The sequence below is a fragment of the Clostridium saccharobutylicum DSM 13864 genome (genome assembly GCF_000473995.1).
Taxonomy (GTDB): domain Bacteria; phylum Bacillota; class Clostridia; order Clostridiales; family Clostridiaceae; genus Clostridium; species Clostridium saccharobutylicum.
Map to the genome: position 1 here is coordinate 2107572 of NC_022571.1, position 22517 is coordinate 2130088.

At 29.4% G+C, this 22517-nt stretch carries 15 protein-coding genes, 1 pseudogene and 1 other annotated feature; of the genes and pseudogenes, 10 read left to right on the forward strand and 6 right to left on the reverse strand.

Annotation, left to right across the window (positions count from 1 at the left end; genetic code table 11):
* The 4 genes from CLSA_RS09140 (at nucleotide 1) to CLSA_RS09155 (ending at nucleotide 7177) form a co-directional block, all read left to right on the forward strand.
* Nucleotides 1-2070 carry a beta-glucosidase family protein gene (locus tag CLSA_RS09140; RefSeq protein WP_022745683.1) on the forward strand — a complete coding sequence of 690 codons (2070 nt, stop codon included), beginning with the start codon at nucleotides 1-3 and terminating at the stop codon, nucleotides 2068-2070.
* Between the two features lie 309 nt (nucleotides 2071-2379).
* Nucleotides 2380-3708: an MFS transporter gene (locus CLSA_RS09145; protein WP_022745685.1), complete on the forward strand. Its 1329-nt coding sequence runs from the start codon at nucleotides 2380-2382 to the stop codon at nucleotides 3706-3708.
* Between the two features lie 670 nt (nucleotides 3709-4378).
* Nucleotides 4379-6100 (forward strand): methyl-accepting chemotaxis protein, encoded by a 1722-nt coding sequence (locus CLSA_RS09150; protein ID WP_022745688.1) that lies wholly within the window; start codon nucleotides 4379-4381, stop codon nucleotides 6098-6100.
* 279 nt (nucleotides 6101-6379) lie between these two features.
* Nucleotides 6380-7177 (forward strand): class I SAM-dependent methyltransferase, encoded by a 798-nt coding sequence (locus CLSA_RS09155; protein WP_022745691.1) that lies wholly within the window; start codon nucleotides 6380-6382, stop codon nucleotides 7175-7177.
* A 270-nt stretch (nucleotides 7178-7447) separates the two neighbouring features.
* On the opposite strand, the gene CLSA_RS09160 is transcribed toward CLSA_RS09155, so the two are convergent.
* The gene (locus tag CLSA_RS09160) at nucleotides 7448-8080 is read right to left on the reverse strand and encodes a class I SAM-dependent methyltransferase (RefSeq protein ID WP_022745694.1); all 633 of its coding nucleotides are present in this window, start codon (nucleotides 8078-8080) and stop codon (nucleotides 7448-7450) included.
* Nucleotides 8081-8583: 503 nt separating this feature from the next.
* Here CLSA_RS09160 and CLSA_RS09165 point away from each other — a divergent pair.
* Nucleotides 8584-9393, forward strand: coding sequence for a pyruvate, water dikinase regulatory protein (locus CLSA_RS09165; protein ID WP_022745696.1), 810 nt, complete (start codon nucleotides 8584-8586; stop codon nucleotides 9391-9393).
* Nucleotides 9394-9766: 373 nt separating this feature from the next.
* The gene (locus CLSA_RS09170; RefSeq protein ID WP_022745697.1) at nucleotides 9767-11482 is read left to right on the forward strand and encodes a methyl-accepting chemotaxis protein; all 1716 of its coding nucleotides are present in this window, start codon (nucleotides 9767-9769) and stop codon (nucleotides 11480-11482) included.
* 183 nt (nucleotides 11483-11665) lie between these two features.
* Here the strand turns inward: CLSA_RS09170 and asnB are convergent, their stop codons facing one another.
* Entirely contained in the window at nucleotides 11666-13255 is a 1590-nt protein-coding gene (asnB, locus tag CLSA_RS09175; RefSeq protein WP_022745699.1) for an asparagine synthase B, read from the reverse strand.
* A 49-nt stretch (nucleotides 13256-13304) separates the two neighbouring features.
* Nucleotides 13305-13579, reverse strand: a binding site (T-box leader).
* A gap of 721 nt (nucleotides 13580-14300) precedes the next feature.
* Here asnB and CLSA_RS09180 point away from each other — a divergent pair.
* Entirely contained in the window at nucleotides 14301-15545 is a 1245-nt protein-coding gene (locus CLSA_RS09180; protein ID WP_022745701.1) for an ammonium transporter, read from the forward strand.
* A gap of 197 nt (nucleotides 15546-15742) precedes the next feature.
* Here CLSA_RS09180 and CLSA_RS09185 read toward each other — a convergent pair whose 3' ends face one another.
* Nucleotides 15743-16174: a hypothetical protein gene (locus CLSA_RS09185; protein ID WP_022745705.1), complete on the reverse strand. Its 432-nt coding sequence runs from the start codon at nucleotides 16172-16174 to the stop codon at nucleotides 15743-15745.
* Nucleotides 16175-16216: 42 nt separating this feature from the next.
* Nucleotides 16217-16297, reverse strand: a pseudogene (locus tag CLSA_RS24550) (TetR family transcriptional regulator); the annotation flags it as partial.
* 295 nt (nucleotides 16298-16592) lie between these two features.
* Between CLSA_RS24550 and CLSA_RS09190 the strand changes: the two are divergent.
* The 3 genes from CLSA_RS09190 (at nucleotide 16593) to CLSA_RS09200 (ending at nucleotide 20140) form a co-directional block, all read left to right on the forward strand.
* Entirely contained in the window at nucleotides 16593-17963 is a 1371-nt protein-coding gene (locus CLSA_RS09190) for an MATE family efflux transporter (protein WP_022745712.1), read from the forward strand.
* A 347-nt stretch (nucleotides 17964-18310) separates the two neighbouring features.
* Nucleotides 18311-18778, forward strand: a complete 468-nt coding sequence (locus CLSA_RS09195; protein ID WP_022745715.1) for a DUF6323 family protein — start codon at nucleotides 18311-18313, stop codon at nucleotides 18776-18778.
* A 6-nt stretch (nucleotides 18779-18784) separates the two neighbouring features.
* Nucleotides 18785-20140, forward strand: a complete 1356-nt coding sequence (locus CLSA_RS09200; RefSeq protein WP_022745718.1) for a DUF6179 domain-containing protein — start codon at nucleotides 18785-18787, stop codon at nucleotides 20138-20140.
* A gap of 463 nt (nucleotides 20141-20603) precedes the next feature.
* Here the strand turns inward: CLSA_RS09200 and CLSA_RS09205 are convergent, their stop codons facing one another.
* Both CLSA_RS09205 and CLSA_RS09210 read right to left on the reverse strand, forming a co-directional pair.
* The gene (locus tag CLSA_RS09205) at nucleotides 20604-21830 is read right to left on the reverse strand and encodes an MFS transporter (protein ID WP_022745722.1); all 1227 of its coding nucleotides are present in this window, start codon (nucleotides 21828-21830) and stop codon (nucleotides 20604-20606) included.
* A gap of 156 nt (nucleotides 21831-21986) precedes the next feature.
* Nucleotides 21987-22457: a MarR family transcriptional regulator gene (locus tag CLSA_RS09210; protein ID WP_022745725.1), complete on the reverse strand. Its 471-nt coding sequence runs from the start codon at nucleotides 22455-22457 to the stop codon at nucleotides 21987-21989.
* Between the last annotated feature and the right edge of the window lie 60 nt (nucleotides 22458-22517).

The following is a 22517-nucleotide window of genomic DNA, read 5'->3' on the forward strand; positions in this document are numbered from 1 at the left end:
ATGAAATGTAATAAATCAAAAAGATTATCTTATACAAAAAAGGCAAAGGAAATAGTTAATTCTTTAACTTTAGAAGAAAAGGTTTCCTTAATGGGTGGGAATGTTACTCTTAATGATATGCTTTCAGATTTAAGAGATGCTGATGAGCGAAAACATTATAATAGTTATCCTTATCCAGCAGGAGGAATAGAGAAGGATAATGTACCTCCTATGCTTTTCTGCGATGGCCCAAGAGGGGTAGTTTGTAGTGCTGGAAAAAGCACATGTTTTCCAGTATCAATGCTTAGAGGTGCAACATTTGATACATCATTAGAAGAAAAAATAGGTAATGCTATAGGTAAAGAAGTTCATGGTTATAAAGGTAACCTATTTGCAGGAGTATGTATTAACCTTCCATATAATCCAGGCTGGGGAAGAAGTCAAGAAACTTATGGTGAAGAATCTTTTCACTTAGGGGAAATGGGACGAGCATTAGTTAAAGGTGTACAAAATGAAAATGTAATAGCATGTGTAAAACATTTTGCTTTTAACCAAATGGAAATTTCCAGATTTAAAGTAAATGTTGAATGTGATAAACGTACTGAAAGAGAAGTATTTCTTCCTCATTTCAAGAAATGTGTTGATGCAGGTGCAGCAGCTATTATGAGTTCTTACAACTTATATAAAGGAACTCATTGTGGACATCATGATTATTTATTAAATCAGGTATTGAAAAAGGAATGGGATTTTGATGGATTTGTTATGAGTGACTTTATTTGGGGAGTTAGAGAGACAGTTGAAGCAGCTAATGGCGGACAAGATATGGAAATGTGTTGTACTCAGTTCTTTGGAGATAAATTAGTAGAGGCTGTAAAAAATGGACAAGTAAAAGAAAGCAAAATTGATGAGTCTGCATTACGTATTGTGCGTACATTGCTAGCATTTAAAGATGCTTATTCAAATGAATATGATGAGAGCGTAATTGGATGTGAAGATCACATTAAACTTGCACTTCAGGCAGCAAGAGAGGGAATTACATTAATTAAGAATGAAAATAATTTATTACCATTAAGCAAAGATAAAATAAAAAAAATTGTTGTGTTAGGAAAATTAGGTGATAAGGAAGTAATTGGAGATCATGGTTCAAGTCAAGTGAGACCTGCTTATGTTATAACACCATTACAGGGAATTGCTAATGCAGCACCTAAAGCACAGGTTGTATATTATAATGGTGAAAATTTGGACCATGCAAAAGAATTAGCTAAAGATGCAGATGGAGTTATATTTGTAGTTGGATATAACTATGATGATGAAGGTGAATATATATCAGAAGATGAATTTGAATCTTATACAGGAGCAGCAGGAGGAGATAGAAAAAACTCCTTAGGTCTTCATGAAAATGAAATTAAATTAATACAGGAAGTAGGTCCTGTTAACACTAATTCAATAGCTGTGTTAATTGGTGGAAATATGATAATGATGGAAGAATGGAAAGAAAGTGTTGGAGCTATAATGATGGCATATTATCCAGGCATGGAAGGTGGAACTGCAATAGGAGAGATTGTATTTGGAGATGTTAATCCAAGTGGGAAATTACCATATGTAATTCCATTTAAAGAAAGTGATCTTCCACAAGTAAATTGGGATACAACATCTCAATGGTATGAGTACTATCATGGATATACAAAGCTAGAAAAGGAGGGCATAAAACCATCTGTTCCATATGGTTTTGGACTATCTTATACTAAGTTTGATTTTAGTGATGCAAAGTTTGATGTATCTGATGATAGTGTTATCGCTAAATGTACTGTTAAAAACATAGGGAAAATAGCAGGGGATGAAGTCGTACAAATGTATGTTGGATTCAAAAATTCTTCTGTGGAGAGGCCTGTAAAATTGTTAAGAGGTTTTGCTCGTGTAAGTTTACAGCCAGGAGAAAGCAAAGAAGTGACAATAACTTGTCCTAAAGAAGAACTTTGCTGGTACAATACTAAAACAGAACAAATGGAATTAGAACAAATGGAATATGAGGTGTATATAGGAAGCAGTAGTGCAGATTCAGATCTATGTATGGGAAAAGTTACATTGTAATTGTTTTAAATACAAATGAAATGACAGAGTAAAGAGTATTAGTTTAATTACAGTTAATATTAGTGGTTGATTAGTTAATATTAACTGTACATAAAAATATAATTACTTTACTCTGCTATATTTTTGAAATATATAAGTTTTAATTAAAATTCATCGCTTTTAGTATAAGTATTATTTCAAAAGGTTAAAAAGATTTCAGCATTCATTATTTATTGACAAATGTGCATTATTAATTAGAACATATATATCCTTAAAGTAATCGTTTAATTATTCTATATGTTGAGTACGATGAAAGGAATGAATATTTTTATGAAAGAAAAAATTAATTTAAGAGAAAAGCTTTCTTATTCAATAGGTGATGTAGGATGTAACTTTGTATATGTGCCAATTACTTCTTTTTTGATGATATATTATACTAATAGTGTTGGGCTTGGAGTAGCAGCAGTTGGGACACTAATGCTGATTGCTAGACTTTTAGATGGTGTAACAGATTTATCAATTGGAGCACTTATTGATAAAACTAATACAAGATGGGGGAAAACAAGACCCTGGATTTTATGGAGCGCACCATTTATGGGGATTGGTTTGGTATTGTTGTTTAATGTTCCTATGGGACTCAGCAATGGTGGAAAGCTGATTTATGCATATATTACTTATATATTTTTAGTGTCAATTGTATACACAGCATCAAATTTGTCATATTGTACATTACTTTCAAGAATATCAAGTAATATACAGGAACGTTCAGTTTTGAGTTCAATTCGATTTGTTTTCGTTATTTCATTTACTATTATATTATCAATGATTACAAATCCATTGGTTGAAAAGTATGGATGGTCAAAACTTTCAGTTATTTATGGAATAATTTCATGTGTATTTCTATTCATAACATTTGCATTTACTAAAGAAAGAAATCAGGATGAAAAGGGAGAAAAATTTAATTTAAAAGTAGGAATTGGTTCTTTGATGAAAAATAAATACTTTTTACTTATAGCGATTATGTTTATTATTATTTATACAGATATGGGATTATTTTCAGGGGCTACTCTTTATTATACAACCTATGTATTAAATAATGCTAACTTAATGGGAATGCTTACTTTAGCACTTTATGCACCTATGATAGTTGGATTTGCACTTTTACCTAAGTTTATAAGTAAATTTGGTAAATGGAAAGTTATGATGTTTGGTTTTCTAGTGAAATTAATAGGGGTTATTATTATGGCAATTAATCCTGCTTCTTATGAGCTTGTTATGGGAGGAAGTATTATAAAAGGTTTTGGTATGGCGCCTCTAATAGTTGGAATTTTCGCAATTGTTGCAGATGCTGTAGATTATGGAGAATGGAAAACTGGTATACGTGCAGATGGATTAATTAACAGCTGTGTAAGTTTTGGAATGAAATTAGGCGGTGGTCTTGGTACTGCAATTCTCGGATGGATTCTTGACTGGGGAAAATATAATGGAACAGCTGCTGTACAGACAGGAGCAGCAATAAAGGCAATTAATGTTTCATTTATATATTCAGGGATTGTATTTACCATAGTTGGATTAATTGTAATGTATTTTATAAACATGGATAAGTTTGCAAGTAAGATGGTATCTGATCTTAATGTTAAAAGAACTTCTGATTTATAAAATTATAGATGATTACTTTTATTTTCAATCGTGTATTTAAAAGGTCACGTTTCACCTTCAACATTAAAGCTCACGATGTATAATAATCGTATTGGAGAAATCCAGTACGGTTTTTTAATATATTTAGATAAGTTTACTGATTTTATTGTAAATTGAGGTGTAATGTGTAATTTAAGGAAATTAACAAAATGCATTGTAAAGTAGTCTTATTTTGTTATACTTATTATGAATAAGTATATATAAATAGGTTTAATAATAAGGGAGGTTATCATATTGGGGTATACTGTTTGAAAGAACAAAATGCAAAAACATAGGCGTTAAAAATAGAGAAGAAATTTAATCAGGGAAAATAATAAAAATATTCTAGGATTTTAGGTTGGTATAGATAATTAGATTTTAAGAATTCCTCAGGGAATTATTGAATCTGTTGCTGCTAATTTAAAGGAATCTGAGTATGTAAATGGAAAACTAATGATAAGCTTTTACTTTTGCTTAATATTCAAGTACTTTTTAAATATTGAAATATCACGACTTAATATATGAGTTCTAATTAATTTGCTACATCAAATTAATATACAGTAGCTAATATATGTAGTTTATTTATTGGAAAATATATAATTAGTATAAAAAAACACAAGCAAAATTTAAAAGAGAAAAGGATGTGTTATAAATGTTGAATAAATTTAAAATAGGTACTAAGTTATACTTAGGATTTGGAATTATCACTTTAATTATGATTTTAGTTTTATCTTTTTCTTACAGTAATTTTAATGAGGAGTCTCAGGTTGTTGATTGGAACATTCATACATATCAGGTTATTGGTGAGGCAGATAATATTTTGGAAAGCCTAATTAACATGGAAACAGGTTTAAGAGGATATGCTATTACAGGTCAAGACACGTTCTTGCAGCCATATAATCAGGGCGAGATCGATTTTCAAAAACATATTGAGAAGATAAAGGAACTAACTTCCGATAATTCTAAACAACAACAAAGGATAGATGATTTGTCCAAGGATTATCGAGATTGGTCAAAAATGGAAGGTTCTTCTTTGATAACTACTCGTCAAAAGGTTAACTCGAATCAAGGAAATATAACAGATGTTATAAATTTTGAAATGTCTCAAAATGGCAAGAAGTCAATGGATGATATGAGAAAATTGATTAGTGATATTAAGCAGGAAGAGAGCAGTTTATTAGATCAACGTACTGCAAGTCTAAAGATAACTGAAAGAAATACAAGAATTGTTATAATTGGTGGGGGAGTAATTACTTTAATCCTTGCTATATTTTTAGCGTTAATAATTTCGAGAAATATTATTAAGGCCATTGGAATGTTGACTTTAAAGTTATCGAATATAGCTGAGGCAGAGGGAGATTTAACACAAACAGTAGAGCTATCAAACAAAGATGAGCTTGGTTTAATGGCACAAAAATTTAATTTGATGTTAGAAAAGACTAGAAAAACTATTTCGAAAGTAGCTCAAAATTCCAACATATTAAGTGAGAGAGCCTCAACGTTATCGTCTAACGCTGAAGAAATAAGTAAATCTTCTGATCAAATGGCAGCTACAGTTGAAGAAATGGCTATTGGTAATCAGGAAATTGCTAAAGAAGTATATTCTGTAAGTAATATGGCTGATAATATAAACAAAATGTCCCAAGATACTTCTGTTGAGTTAAATAATTTGGTTGAGAATGGAAAGTTAGTTGAAAAGATTGTATATGAAGGGCAAAATATAATCAAAAACCAAACTACTCATATGAACCAAACAGTGGAGATATCTAAAGAAGTTAAAAATGCTGTTGAAGGATTAGTCTTGAAAACAGATTCAATAAATAAAATTGCAGAAACCATAAACGGTATTGCTGAGCAAACTAATTTGTTAGCTTTGAATGCTGCTATTGAGGCTGCCAGGGCTGGTGAACATGGAAAAGGATTTACGGTAGTTGCTGAGGAAGTAAGAAAATTGGCTGAGCTTTCTCTTAAATCAACTGGAGAGGTATTTACTACAATTTCAGAAATTCAGGCAGCTGTCGGACAAACTGTAGCCCAAATGAAAGAAAGTGAAATTACTATTCACAAGCAAGAGGAGGCTACAAGACAAACACAGGATTCTTTCACCAAAATTAATGAGCAAATAAATGATATGGTATCTAAAATTGAATCAACCAGCAGTAAAATAAATAAGGTAATTGAACAAGTAGAGCATTTAAATGTATCTTTACAAAATGTTTCAGCTATAACAGAAGAATCATCAACTTCTGCAGAAGAAGTATCTGCCTCTGTAGAGGAACAGGTTTCAGGTATAACAGATATGGCAAGTTTGGCAACTGTGCTGAATGATTTATCAGTAGAATTACAAAAAAACGTTAATTTGTTTAAATATTAATCATTATTATTTTTATAGAATAAATGTGTTTGAAGATCACGTTGAAGTAATATTCAACGTGATCTTTAACTTTTTATAGTAAAATATTCAAAATGAAATTTTTATTTTAAGAAATTATATGGTAAGTTATAATTAAAATAAAAAGGTGATAATAGCTCATAGTATAAAATAGAAATGCAAATCAAGAATAAGATTCTAAAAATGCAAAAATAGTCAACTAGTGTATAGTACAGAAAAGGAGTATAATCAGGAAAAACAAAAGATAGGATGGTAAATAATATGAAGATTGCAATTACAACTACAAGAAACCCAGATGAAAGTTTAATAAATAAAGCATATGGTATAGCTAAAGAATTAGATATACCATATGTAAAAAGAGGTAATTATAGCATAGAGAAAATTAGTCGAGTGAATGAAATGGAATATTTTCTCTTTGTGGAGAAAGATAAGATTGTTTTAAAGGGAGACGATAATACATTTTTTTGGCATCCAAGTACATCAGGGCTTAAGTTGAATGCAATAAAAGAAGGTTTTAATACACCAATGGTAGAAGCTATGAATTTAAAGGCAGGGGATAGGGTATTAGATTGTACCTTAGGACTAGCTACAGATGCTATAGTATTTGCATATATTGTTGGTGAAAAGGGTAAGGTTATTGGAACGGAAGTTAACAAGTATATTGCTTGTATAACTAAAAATGGATTAAATGATTATAAAGATGTAGATGAGCAAACTAAAATATCTATGGAGAGGATAGATGTTATTAATTCATCTTATGAAGAATACATTTTAAGCCAACCAGATAATAGTTTTGATGTAGTTTATTTTGACCCTATGTTTAAGAGACCAAATAAAAAATCAGAAACAATAAATTCTTTTAGGCCATTTGCACAGCAAGGAGGATTAAAAAAAGAAAATCTTATAGAGGCACTACGTGTTTGTAAAAAACGTGTTGTTATTAAAGAAAGAGCTGGTAGTGACGAATTTGAAAGATTGGGAATTCAAAAGTATTATGGAAATACTAAGTCTGGATCTATAGGTTATGGTGTTATTGAAAAAGAAAATTTTAAAAAATAAATTAGGCATATTCAAAAAAATAACAAGTTAATACACCTTGAACATATAAAAAACGATGACATTAGGAAATAAAGAAGCATTGAAGTTTAGCATAACATAAATATAATTAGTATTATTGAAAAATAGACTAAATAAAATAGAACTTACTTTATCACAGTAGTAAAATCTATTTTAATTAGTCTATTAAGGCTGAATTCAACTTGCATGAATAAGTTTTTTTTCATAATACGTTAGGTCTTATTTACTATTTTTATGGAAGAGTTTATAACTTTATAATTTCGTGTATCCATTTTTGCTATAGTCTAGTCTATATATTAAAAAACTTTGACGAGGATCATTATCATATAAATAAGGTAATTTTATTTCATCACAAAGTACAAAAGCAGTATTGTTTTCTAGAAAGTATATATAATCATCTGATGGATAATACAATATAATATCTACTGTTCTTTCATATTTTTCCATAGAAATTAAAATATTTCGTATTACCTTTATAAATATTTGTATAGAAAAAGGGTTAAAGAAGTAGAATTTATTATCTGATGGATTTATATTATATTCTTCTGCAAAGCAATTTAAGAAATTAACATTATTTGTTTTCTTTTTAAGTTTCTTTAAATAATCTCTTTTATTATCAATAGCTTCTTTATAGAAAAAAGTGTTCATTTCTATACCTGTAATAGTGGAGTTAAAAAAGTAATTTATGTAAAAGTTTAGTCTTCCTTTGCCGCATCCAAAGTCAACTATGTTATCTTCTGCTGCAAATTTATATTTCTTAGATAATATTTCTAATGCAGAGTAGGCAGTTGGTTCATATCTATTATAGTGCATTGATTCATTAAATACTTTTTGTTCCCCTGAGGTTTTAATATTCAATAATTTTTCATAATATTGTTTATCCATTGTAGCTTTCCTCTAACTTTAAATTTTACATTAGGCACATGAAAGAAAATAACAAGTTTGTATTTTGTGAATGTGCCTAAGTTTAATAACTGCTTTAAATTATATAATTATAAAAGAAATAGGGCAAGTAATAAAATTAACATTTTCTAATAGACAATATAGGATGTTTCAAAAAATAAATATATAAGATATATCGATGGCTGTGCGAAAAGAAGATATACCTATACAATAATTGTTGTTGAACAAAGTATAATTATGTTATACTAGACAGATGTTTGTGAAATTGTTAGGACTATTACTAAGGAAAAGAAATGCTGAATTTTTGCAATAAGATTTTTAAATCCACGGCTACATGGTTTTTTATAATAGGAAGATAAATATATTTTGGAGATGGCAATAGAAGTGGAATTAACTAAATCTTTATTTAGAGTTTAAAAATCTAAGTTTAATTACTCAGCAAGTAATTCGTAGAAACGGAAAAATAAAAAATGGGGGAGATATACATGATAACAATTTTTGCTGTTTCAGATTCTGTAGGGGAAACTGCAGAAATGCTTGCAAAAGCTGTTGCAATACATTTTAAGAATAATGTAGAGATAAAAATAATACCATTTGTGAAATCTTTGAAGGATGTTGAGGATGCAGTTCAGATATTTGAAAAATCAATACCATGCATTGTTACTTCAACAATAGTTTCATTAGATATTATGGAGAGTCTTACTAAAAGGTGTTATGAAAAGAATATTACACTTATTAATCTGCTTGAGCCAATAATAAAATCTGTAGAATCTATGATGAATGTGCATCAAGATTATAAGCCAGGAGCATTGAGGGTATTGGATAGTATTTATTTTAAGAGGATTGAGGCAATGGAATTTGCTATAAAGTATGATGATGCAAGGGATTATAGCGGAATTGAAAAAGCAGATGTGGTAATTGTAGGATTATCTAGAACATCAAAAACCCCACTATGTATGTATCTGGCAAACAAAGGAATTAAAGCTGTAAATATACCATTAGCTCCTGAGGTTGAAGTTCCTAAAGAACTATTTAATATATCACCGAAAAAGATATTTGGATTGACAGTTGATCCACTTCGATTAATTGATATTCGAAAGAAAAGGATCGATGGATATACAGCAGTTTATAATAATATTCAGTACTATAATGATGCTAGAATACTTGAAGAATTGGAGTTTTCAGATAAAGTAATGAGAAAGCTAAATTGTAGAGTTATTGATGTAAGCAAAATTGCAATTGAAGAAACAGCACTTATTATTATGAATGCTCTTGGATATAAAGACAATCTATAGTAGGAATTATGATAAGATTTCAATTTCATAATCCTATCATTTTGATCTATTGGAGGAAGGTTGTCAGATAGACATGGAAGAAGGGCAAGGATATTGACATGAAAAGATTAAGGTAAAACTTAGTCTTTTTTTATTGCATTTGTTTTCTAAGTGTTTTGTTGATATGAGTAAATATATTAAAAAATAGAAATCTAATATAGCTAGAGTATAAATTTAGTTACAATTTTATCATATATAAAAAGCGTTGAAAAAATCATTGGAAGATGTTAGAATAATAATCATTAGTAAATAACAATGAATTTAAAGTAACAATAGTTAGTAAATATTATAGATTATTGAAAATAAATTATTACAAATTGAAGGAGAATTTTAAATGAAATTTTTTGTTAATTTAAGCATTAAGAAAAAGATTATTTCAGCATTTTTATTAATCTGTGCTATTATAGTTTTTATAGGAGCAGAAGGTCAATATATTTCTTGGAGAATGGATAAAAATGCGGAGGATATGTATAGCGATTATTTAATATCTACTAAAAATTTGAAGACAATTGAAGAGAATCTTCAGTACACTAATGTTAAAGTACTTAAAATAATTTTTGATGAAGATAAATCTAGCATAGATAAAAGAGCTAATGATATCAAAACAGTAATGAATAGTAATAAAGAGTTAGAAACTGAATATGAAACTTTAATACAAACATCTGAAGAAAAGCAATATTATCAAGATTTTAAAAGTGCTTTGACAAAATATGAAGAGCTTCAAGTTAAAATAATTGAACTTGTTAAAGAAGGAAAAAGTGATGAGGCATTCAAAGTCTATCAGGTAGACGGTGATAAATTAAATAGTCAATCATATGACAATTTAGAAAAATGTATTGCAGCAAATGAAAAATTAGCAGATCAAGCTAATTTAGATAATAAGGCTGAATTTAAAAAAGTTAAATATCAAATAATTATTTTTACATTTATAGCGTTTTTAATTGGCATTTCTATTGCATACATATTAAGTAGAAATATAATAAAATCTCTAAATACGACAAAAGAGTTAGCACAAAGATTATCAAACTATGACTTTAGAACTCCAATTGAAGTCACAAGTAATGATGAATTTGGACAAACGGATACAGCTTTAAATATTGCACAAGAAAATGTAAGAGAATTAATTAAAGTAATTATGGGGAATTCTCAAGACATAGGTGCATCATCAGAAGAACTTTCAGCAACAGTTGAAGAATTATCATCTAAAGTTGATGTTATAGATCAGTCAGTAAACAGCATTGTGGATGGTATGCAAAACTCTAATGCTGCAACAGAAGAAATAGGTGCATCAATTGAAGAGGTAGATTCAAATATTAATATACTTTCTTCTAAAGCTATTAAAGGAAGTAATAATGCAAATAAATCTAAAGAAAGATCTTCAGAAGTTAAGGATAACAGTCAAAAAGCCATTGAGGAAACTAAAAAAATATCAGATGAAAAACAAGAAAAAATGGAAAAAGCCATTAAAGATGGAAAGGTAGTAGATAGTATAAAAGTTATGGCAGATACCATTGGAGGCATAGCAGAGCAAATCAATTTACTTGCATTAAATGCTGCAATAGAAGCTGCAAGGGCAGGTGAACATGGAAAAGGTTTTGCGGTAGTAGCTGAAGAGGTTAGAACACTTGCAGAGCAATCATCAGAAGCGGTAATAAATATTCAAGATACAATAGTTAAAGTTCAGAAGGCATTTAAGAGTAGTATAGATACTGGTAGCGATATATTGAAATTTATAAATACGCAGGTATATGATCAATTTGATAAATATGGTGAATTAGGAGATCAGTATTATAGCGATTCAGATTTTGTTAGTAAAATGTCTTATGAAATTGCTGATATGTCTGAAGAAATAACATCTACGGTTGGACAAGTAAATGACGCTATTCAAGAAATGGCACTATCGTCACAAAAATCAAGTGAAGAAGCAGAAATAATAAGAGAGAGTATGAATGAAACTACGAAAGCTATAGAACAAGTAGCAATAACAGCACAAAACCAAGCAGAGCTTGCTCAAAAGCTTAATGAAATAATTGATAAATTTAAAATATAATATATATTATAATTAAAAAATAAAGGGAACTTATAACTATGCATATAAGTTCCCTTAGTTTATAATTTTGTATATATTTTACTAATGCTTGTTGAAAATAAATTGAATTAACTTAATTTTTTTATTAAGCATGTTAAAATAAATAATAATTTCAAAAGTGCTGCAAATGTTTTGAGTTGTAACTTATTTACCACTATCACCATAGTTTGATAATACTCTAGCACTAGGGTCATTTACGTTACAGCCTTCCCATTCTTTGTTTGGCATCCAATAATCTACTATCATTTCAGCTTGTTTTGGATAATACTTTTCAAAAATTTCTCTATATAATAATGATTCTTTTGTGAATGGTTTAGCATGATATGCATATTTTTCACATAGTTTTTCAAATTCGTCATCAGAGTAACATTTATCTGCATATTCTTTCAAATAATCTACCATAGAATGACCTACAGCATCGCTGAATGCAGCTTTATCACGATATAAAATGCTGTTTGGTAGATAATCACCTTCAAATGCATGTCTTAAAAGGTATTTACCCATGTTGTAGGTATTTAATTTCTTTTCAGGATCTATTGACATAACATATTTTACAAAATCTAAATCTCCAAATGGAACTCTTGCTTCTAAAGAATTTGAACTTATACAACGGTCTGCACGAAGCACATCATACATATAAAGCTCTCTAACCCTCTTTTGAGATTCTTTTTGGAACTCACCTGCATTTGGAGCAAAATCAGTATATTTATATCCGAATAATTCATCAGAAATTTCACCTGTTAGAAGAACTTTTACATCAGAAATTTCATGGATTTTCTTACAAAGTAAATACATTCCCATACTTGCTCTTATTGTTGTAATATCGAAAGTTCCAAGAAGCTTAATAACTTCATCAAGTGAATCAATAACTTCTTCTTTTGTCATATAAACAGCAGTATGATCACTACCAATATAATCTGCAGCTTCTTTTGCGTATTTTAAATCAATTGCATCTTCAGTCATACCTATGCAGAATGTTTTAATTTTCTTTTCAGGATATAATTTTTGAGCAACTGAACATACTAATGAACTATCTAAACCACCGCTTAATAAGAAACCTACAGGAGCATCAGCATCCATACGTTTTTCTATAGCAGTTACTAATTTATCATGAATGTTTTTACAAATAACTTCTAAATCATCTTTGCAATATTCACCTTCAGTTGCTGCTATATCACAATAGCATGTGAATTTACCGTCAGCATAATAATGGCCTGGTGGAAATGCAATTATCTTGTCTGTAAGACCAACTAAATTTTTTGCTTCACTTGCAAACATTATTTTACCACTTTCAGAATAACCGTAGAATAGTGGACGAATTCCAAATGGGTCTCTTGCTGCAATGAAAGTATCATTTTCACCATCGTAGATAACAGTTGCGAATTCTGCATCTAGTTTTGCAAACATATCTAATCCATATTCATAATACATAGGAAGTAATACTTCACAATCACTATCAGAAATAAATTTATGTCCTTTTTCCATTAGTTCGTCTTTTAATTTACGGAATCCGTAAATTTCACCGTTACAGATAGATGCATCCTTTTTTCTTGTGAATGGCTGCATTCCACTATAACTTAAATCCATAATAGCAAGTCTTTGAAATCCTAAAATACCAGATGGTAAAGTAAGAATTTCAGTCATATCTGGTCCTCTTGACTCAGTTCTTTGTAATGATCCTGCAAATTTTTCATGTTTCATGTCTGTACCTGTATAACACATAATTGTACACATATTAAAATAACCCCCTCAGATATATAAAAATAGCGTCAATTCGTTCTATTAATAGGACGAATTGACGCTTATCCGCGGTGCCACCTAAATTACCATGTTGGTCTCTTTTTTTCCAGCTACTACTGGTATTCAAATAACGCATGAAATACGGCGCACCTAGTTTATTTGAACCTAAATAAAACATTTAGTTTAAATTACAGTTTACAAATATTTCAGTTTGCAACTCCGGAGTGTTATTCAAAAAAACTCTGCCACTGGGTTCGCACTATCCCCAGCTCACTAAGGGTGAATATTCTTTTTACTTCTCTCCATCATTGTTTTTGTCTTTGTTGAATTTAATTTTAAACTGTGTATATTTTTTTGTCAATACTTTTTTGTTAATATAATAAAAATGGAAATTATATAAGGATTAATATAGAAAAACAATATATCGTAGGAGAAATATATAAATTTGTAATATCATAGGATATAAATTTTATACAATAGAAAACTCTTGATTTCAAGGGCTTTTAGTGTTTTTGGAAGGAAAATGGAAGAGAAAAATTGAGCTTAGATAGATAAGAATATGGATTTAAATGGAATGAATGTATACCACTATAGATTTTGGATAAAGGGGTACTTTTCAGCAGGATTATTTTAGTAATTGCATATATGTTTTCTTATGAATAGCTATCTTTATGAGAATAAAATGATCATTTGTGTTTTATAATGTAAAAAATATTGACAAAATTCAATGAGAATAATATACTATGAAATATGAACGACGATGTTCGACAAATATACTTAAAAAAGTATATGTGACGAGCATCGTCTTTTTTATGTAAAAAAATTATCATGTTAGGTACATGATAATAAATAGCCAGTCCAATTGACTTGGTATTTATTTAATTGTGACTTACAAGAAGCTTAAGAAAAATAATTTTTGAATTCATTTTTAGGTGATGCGTAGTTACTTTTAGATTAATATTATTTCAAAAATTAGGGAAACTATAAGTAAATAAACTAGAATTTTTTAAGATTTAAATATATTTAAGGAGGATTTTTTATGGAAATTAATTTAGGCGATTGCAGTTTTATATTGATTTGTTCAGCACTTGTACTTTTAATGACACCAGGACTTGCGTTTTTTTATGGTGGGATGGTTCGTAGAAAAAATGTTTTAAATACATTAATGTCTTCATTTTTTGTTTGCGGATTAGCATCAATAATGTGGGTTTTAGTAGGTTATTCATTGTCTTTTGGTAATGATTTTCATGGAATAATAGGTGGACTTAATTTTCTGGGTTTTAATGGAGTAGGAGCAGATCCTTCAGCATACGCACCTACTATACCTCAAGAACTTTTTGCAGCATATCAAATGATGTTTGCAGTAATTACTCCAGCGCTTATAACTGGATCATTAATAGGAAGAATGAAATTTTCAGCATTATTCATATTTGTAGCAGTATGGTCACTTTTTGTATATTATCCAATGGCTCATATGGTATGGGGTGCTGGTGGAGTAATTGGTTCTTTAGGAGCTGTTGATTTTGCTGGAGGAAATGTAGTTCATATAAGTTCAGGTATTTCAGGCCTTGTAGCTTGTATTATGCTAGGTAAGAGGCGTGGCCATGGAATGATGTCATATAGACCTCATAATATTCCATTTGTAGTTCTTGGAGCCGCATTACTTTGGTTTGGATGGTTTGGATTTAATGCAGGTAGTGCATTAAATGCTGGTCCACTTGCTGTACATGCATTCATGACAACTAATACTGCAGCAGCAGCAGCTATGCTTTCATGGATGTTCATTGAAAAAGTAAAACATGGTAAACCAACAGTACTTGGAGCTGCAACAGGAGCAGTAGTAGGATTAGTTGCAATTACACCAGGAGCTGGCTTTGTTCCACTTTGGTCATCAATTGTAATGGGTATAGTAGTATCGCCAATTTGTTTCTTCTTTGTGGAAAAAGTAAAAGCTAAATTTGGATATGATGATGCACTTGATGCTTTTGGATGTCATGGAGTCGGTGGAATTTGGGGAGGCATTGCAACTGGAATTTTTGGTCAAACTGCAATTAATCCTGTAGCACAATGGAATGGTCTTTTCTATGGAGATATTAAACTTTTCATTGCACAAATAATGAGCATTGTAATAACAATAATATTTGCAGGTGGTATGACATTCTTAATTATAAAAGTTATGAAAATGTTTATGGATATTAGAGTTGATAGTTCAGAAGAAGCTGATGGACTTGATATAGCTGAACATGGTGAAAGTGCTTATCCTGCATTTACTGGATTAGACTAGGAAAATAGAAGCCAAGAAGAAATTGTCTCATAGACCTCATTGAAATCTAGATATGGATTTTAATGAGGTCTTTATTGTATATTTAATACAATTGATATTGAACTATTCTTATTTAGTAAACACTAAAATAAAAGTTCGAATATATTAAAAAATATGCACTAATATATACGAGTTTTTATTTGTTGATTGAGCCTAAATTAACAGAATAGATATTTATAAATTACGTTTACTCCCTCATTAATAATACGATTATGACTAATTTCATTATTATTAAATACAATACGATCTACTACTGAAGAAATAATGTCACTTATAATTACAGCAGACGCTTCAAGGTCTGTAATCTTTACCTCATCTTTGAAATATTCTAATGATTCGATAATCTTTTCTTTAATCTTTAAATCATGTATATCATGAATTTTTGCAACCTCAGGCATTGAATGATTAAGTGCCTGTAATTCTAGAATAAATTCTTTACTTTCATTATGTAATTCAATTAGCGTTTCAATTATTATTTTTATCCATAGTTTTTTATCGTTTTTAGAAAAGTTCATATTTCCTTGAATGGCTTTATCAATTTTATCTAAAAAAGATTGGTCATAATCAGCTAATATTTCGAGTAATATCATATCTTTATTTTTAAAATATGAATAAAGAGAACCAATAGGAACAGAAGCTTGTTTAGCTATTTCATTAGTTGTAGTTTTATAAAAACCATTTTCACAAAAAAGCTTTAAAGCTGTTTTTAATATATTTTTTTTGTTTCTATGCTTCGTGTCTGCCTTGGTTGCCTTATTAAATCAGTTTTTGTATTCTTTTCACTTTGCTTACAAGAGTTAGTAGTTGTTTCATGAGTTTTCATATGAATTCCTGCTTTCTTATATGAATCTTCTTAATATGGATAACCATATTTTAATAATTTTTTATAAACTTGTCAATATAATATGAGCTTTTACTCATTTTAATATTGACAAATATTTCATGTGGGTCTATAATTCAAAGCAACATGAGCAATTGCTCATATTTAAAAAGGAGTTGTAAATAAACATGAATAAAACTGAACAATTAAAAAATTTTCCTATTAATCGTTTGATAGTAAGTCTATCTGGTCCCGCGATTTTTGCATTTATAATAAGCACACTAAATATGACACTTGATAGAATATTTCTTGCTAAGGCTGTTGGTACAATAGCTTTGGCAGCTATATCTATTGCACTTGGAATTCAAATGTTGATTCAAGCTTTTTCTCAATTAATTGCATCTGGAGCATCTTCCTCTATTGCAATAGAGCTTGGTAAAAATAATAAAATTGGTGCAGAACGTATGATTGGAAATGCATTTATGCTTGGAATTATAATCAGTATTATTATTACAATAGTTGGATGTATTTTTATTAAACCAATTCTTATACTGTATGGAGCAACTGCAGAAAGCATGAATTATGCTTTACCTTATACCTTTATTATGATATTTAGTACAATTTTTTTTACAGCTAGTCAAGTACTAAATAACATCATCCGTGGAATGGGATATTCTAAAAAATCAACTATTAATTTTGTATCAAGCATAATAACTCATGCTGTTTTAAATACAATTTTCTTATTTATATTTCACATGGGAATAAGAGCAGTGGCAGTTGCAAGTGCAATAGGGTATTTAGTTTCTTGTATTTTAGCTGCCAAGTTTTTAATAAGTGATAAATGCGTTGCAAGATTGCATGTATCATGTTTTAAGTTAGAAAAGATAACAGTAAAGAGAATATTAACTGTTGGTTTATCTGCATTAGTTATGCAAATTACAGTAAGTGTAATATCTATGGTATTTAATCATGTCACAAATAAATATGGTGGTGCTATAGGACAGGCAGCTTATGGAATCATATATACCTTGTTAATGATAATATATATGCCGATTATGGGACTAGGTCAGGGCATTCAATCAATAATAGGAATAAATTATGGCGCTGAATTAAATAAGCGAGTAAAAGAAACTATGTTAAAAGCAATTAAATATGCAACAATATTTGCAATTTTTATGTTCATAGTTATTGAGTTATTCACAGATCCAATAGTTCTTTTGTTTGGTGGAGCGAAAGATCAAATGCTTGCAGAAATGACATCAAATGGGATGCGAATAGTAGGTTTAACTATTTCTATGATTGGATTTCAAATAATTGGTGCTAGCTACTTTCAATACGTTGGCAAAGTGAAACAATCCGTTTTCTTATCAGCTTTAAGGCAGTTTATTTTATTAATACCATTTGCAATTATATTACCAATGTTTTTGGGGATATCAGGAGTGTTTGATTCATTTGTTGTATCTGATCTCTTATCCTTTGGAGTAACCTTATTCTTAATAATAAAAGAATTGAGAAATTTAAATATTCGTATAGATCAAACAAAAGAAAAGTTAATATAAATTTAGGCTCAAAAATATAGACATCTCAACTACAAATCAACTTATGTGGTGAATAACTGAAATCAAAAATATTTTTGTTGCGTAGAATATGAAAATGTGACTGAAGGGTTCTAAATAGATGTTTACATCCACTTTAGCATGTTCCAACTGTTCAGTGGAATCAACAATTTTATATTAATTTTTTGTGACATAAAAAAGAGTATCTTCAATTTTGAAGATACTCTTTTCATGCTAAAATACATTGACAACATAAAAAGTCAATGTTATTATAATCAATAATAAGTATAACTTCAGTATAACACATTTTAAAGAGCGTGTCAATAACTTTTTGAGAGGAAGTTTTAAAATTGAATGAAATTATTAATTTATTTGGAAGTAACGCCTTAGAGAAGCAAGTCTTTAATGATATAGTTAAGTGTAATGAATTTACAATCGAATATGGATTAACTCTCCATGAAGAAGATGTAAAAGAAATTCTTAAAACAAGAAATGTAGCACTTGAAAAAAGCGGAAGAATAGAATTTAATGGTCAAATCATGAACAAAATTATTAGAAGATTTTGTGATTCAACATATATATCACAATATAATTATAGTGATACAATCAACGAACTTGTAGAAATTTTTTATAATTATAAGAATGAAACTTTAGATTATATAAGTGATGATGAATTAATAGAAATTATGAAGGAGTATTTCGATAATTATTGTCAGGGATCCTTGGAACTTTTAGAGGGTAAAGTGTTGTATAAAATAGCTGACAATATAAGAAATGGTGTGAAGGATTATACAAATATTGATAGTGAAAAGGATTGATAAAATATGAGTAATGGTGAAGATATTCAAAAATATGGTTTTTATATAGAAAATAATTTTAGTGAGGAATATTTTTTTAAGGATATTTTGATGACTTGTTATGAGAAAGAGCTGTTAGATGATAAGCTTTTAAAAAGAATATCATATGAGAGATTGGAGAATTTAAAAGTACAATTGAAATATTATACAAAAGATGAGAGTAGTTCAATCATGGTAGAGGTAGCAGAAAGTTTGATGGAGGGCATCGATTATACAATAGGAATTTATTTGAAAACATTTGACAACATAGAATTAATAGTAAATGAATTAAAGAATACAAGTCTATTTGAGATGTTGCAGAAGGGGCATGATTTAATCAAGAAAAAAACAGCGGAGAGTAAAAAACTTTTGGATAAAATTCAGAAAAATAAGCTTAAAGTAGATAATTATGCATATAACGATACTATAGATTATGGTTACTTAGTATTTTTTAAAGAATATGATGACTTTTTTGTACCGAATAAAATCCATGGTCCAGCAGACTATCAACTTTATGTGGATAATATCAACTATAGTGGAATTGAATATATAAAAAACTATTTAGAAACATTAAATTTAGAAAATGAGTTTTGTTATAACTTTGATATCAACAAAATAAATAAGTTATTAAAAGGATATGATAAAAAGTGCGAAGTACTTGTCATAAACATATTTGAATTGGTACTTATCAATTCATTAGGTTTAATTATATGTGGTAAATCTTTAAATAATCTTACTATTAATAATATAGATAGAGAGCATATAAAAAATAAGTTAAATAAATTATCGTTAGAAGAATTACAAGCAGCATTGCTACAATATGCAAATAGATGTTGTGAAATTTTAAATATTAAAAATAAAGCACTAGTAAATTATATTAGAAAATCTATACCTAAAATAACTTCATTGATCAATACAAGTATTGAATTAAACAGATTGGAAAAGGTATTCATATCATTTGATGAAAATAGTGACAATAAAGTTATTGAATACACAGATGGTAAAAAGTTAAGCAATTTTGCATTTAGAAAATTAAGTGAAAAAATTAGAGAATGTTCTACAATAGAGGAAAAAGTGGATTTAATAAAAAATAATATCAAGAGCCTGGAGGACTTAGTAGATATATTAGGTGCTGAATGCTTATTTGAATATGAATATATTATGTACTTTAAGAGTTTATCACAGATGGAAATTATTCTTTTATCAAAATATGTATCAGATATAAGTTTTGAAGATGAATATGAAAAAGAATGGTATGTTGAATTTAATAAGTACATGTCAAGTTTAAACAAAGAAGAACAAGTAATAATAACGGAAGTTAAAGAAAGAATACAATTAAGTTAAGTGATATTAAATAAAAGATTGACATTTTATAAGTATGCTCCCCGTATAAGCAGGATTTCTTATATAGAGATAAAATCCTTTTTGTATTAAATGCTGGTCAGAGGTTGTTTGCACTGATAACTTAAATAAATACTTAACCAATATGCTAAAATTATCAACCAAATTGAACATTTGTCAGACTTTTTTCTATCTTTACCATTTTTGCGTGTAGCAAATATAAATATTATAAACTCAGATAAAAGCATAAATCCAAATGCACAAAGATATATATTAAATTCAATTATGTTTGTAAAGTTATTAATATCCAAAACTTGTCACCCCTCAATTTTATAAATTAATTTTTTTATATCAACTAATTATAACTATATACCTATTTTAATTTTAAGAAATAGTTTGTTGATTATTTTGGAAGACACCGATTATTGCAGCTTTCAAACAGCACCTAAAAATATATAAGGAAGTGTTAATGTGTTTTCTTATACAAAACTGGTATTGCTGCTGCTATAAGGATTATCCCCATAAAAGCAGGTGCAGCATGACCAAGTGATACATACATTTGGCCTCCAATGATAGGCCCAATCATTCTTGCTAAAGATTGAATAGATTGGCTGCCTCCTTGAATCCTTCCTTGTTCACTAGAATCTACAGACTTGGAGAGCATCCCATTAAATGAAGGCCCAAAGATTGAATCACCAAAACCAAATATAAACATTCCAACAATAAAAAGAGGATAGAATGAGAGCAAAGCTGATGCTGCAATAAGGCTGTATCCTATAATTTCTGAAATCATTCCAAGAATTGCAATCTGTTTATCACTAAGTCTTATCAAAAGCTTTGGCATTATGAAACCTTGTGAAATGATGTCTTGAAAGCCCATAATTGAAAACATAAGTCCGATTAGTGCAGGTTTCCAATTAAAAGTGTCCATTGTAAATTGTGAAAAAACTGCTTGTAAAGATCCGTTAGGTATCCAAAGTAAGAATGCTGAGATAAGCAGCAGTTTTAAGTTTTTCATAGAAAGTATGTTTGCAAGCTGTATAAATGGATTTAGTCTTATAAAGGTAATCTCTTTTAGTCTATTATTCTTATCAAGGCTCTCAGGCATAAAAAAGAATCCATAAACAACATTCAATAAAGTTATTATTGCTCCAAAATACATTGGCACAGAATAACCAAACTTAGCAAGTAATCCGCCTAGAGTTGGGCCAATGATGGTTCCTAAACCTACAACTGCACTCATCCATCCAAAGTATTTGGTTCTCTGCTCTGGAGGAATGATGTCTGCAAAATATGCGAAGATAGTGCTTATGTCTCCGCCTGTTATACCATCTATTATGCGCCCAGCAAATAGTACCCATAGAGCTCCTCCTATTCCGAAAACTATGTATCCGATTGTGGAACCCAAAAGGCATACTAAGAGCAATGGACGACGACCATATTTGTCGCTTAAAGCTCCAAGTACAGGGGCTGCAAAAAACACGCAGACTGCATAAATTGAGGTAAGCATCGTAACAACTATAGCTTGATCTGCCGGATTGCTTATATAAGGTTGAACTAAGAATGGAATGACAGGTGCTATTATAGTGAAGCCTAATCCGCAAAGAAATACAGATATAAGACCAAATATTAAAGCCTTTTTATCCACGGTTTGGTCTGTGTTTTGTTTATTATGTGATTCAAATTTACACATTTGAATTCTCCTCCTAAAATTTATATTTTGTTTCCCTGGAAACATAGTTATCGTATCATCGTTTTGTTTCCTTGTCAACAAAATAAAGAGGATAAAAAATGCAGCCTGTTCTCAATAGAGTTTAGCTGCCTGTAGTTTCATTTTTATTATTCAAATTTATTCTGACTTATCTATACCTTGCTTTTTTATTTCTTCATCCAAATGCTTAATATATTTTTCCACAAAGCTAAGCATACTATCAAATTGTTCATCAGTTATCTGTTCAAATACGACTTTGTCCCGTTCCTGAAACTTTTTGTGTAGTTCTTCATGAACATTATAAATTTTTTGACCTTGTTCAGTAAGGCGAAAATAAATTTCTTTCTTATTATCTGGCTTCTGATAGCTTTCAATTATCCCCTTTTCTATAAGTTTCTTTGCGATTTTGCTTATGGCGCCTCTGGTCATATAAAGGGACTCTGCAAGTTTTGTCACGTTGGAATCTACATTTCTTCCAATGCATTCAATGTAATGTACTTCAGAAGATTTATATCCCTTAAGACTGTCTTCCATCTTAGGCTTATTAAGCCAAGCCATTTTGTTAAATAACTCCCTCAAACTCATAATTACTTGTTCTTCTTTATTCATGGCTTTTCCTCCAATTCGTTAGTACATTAACAATATTATATTGAATTTTTGTTTCTATTT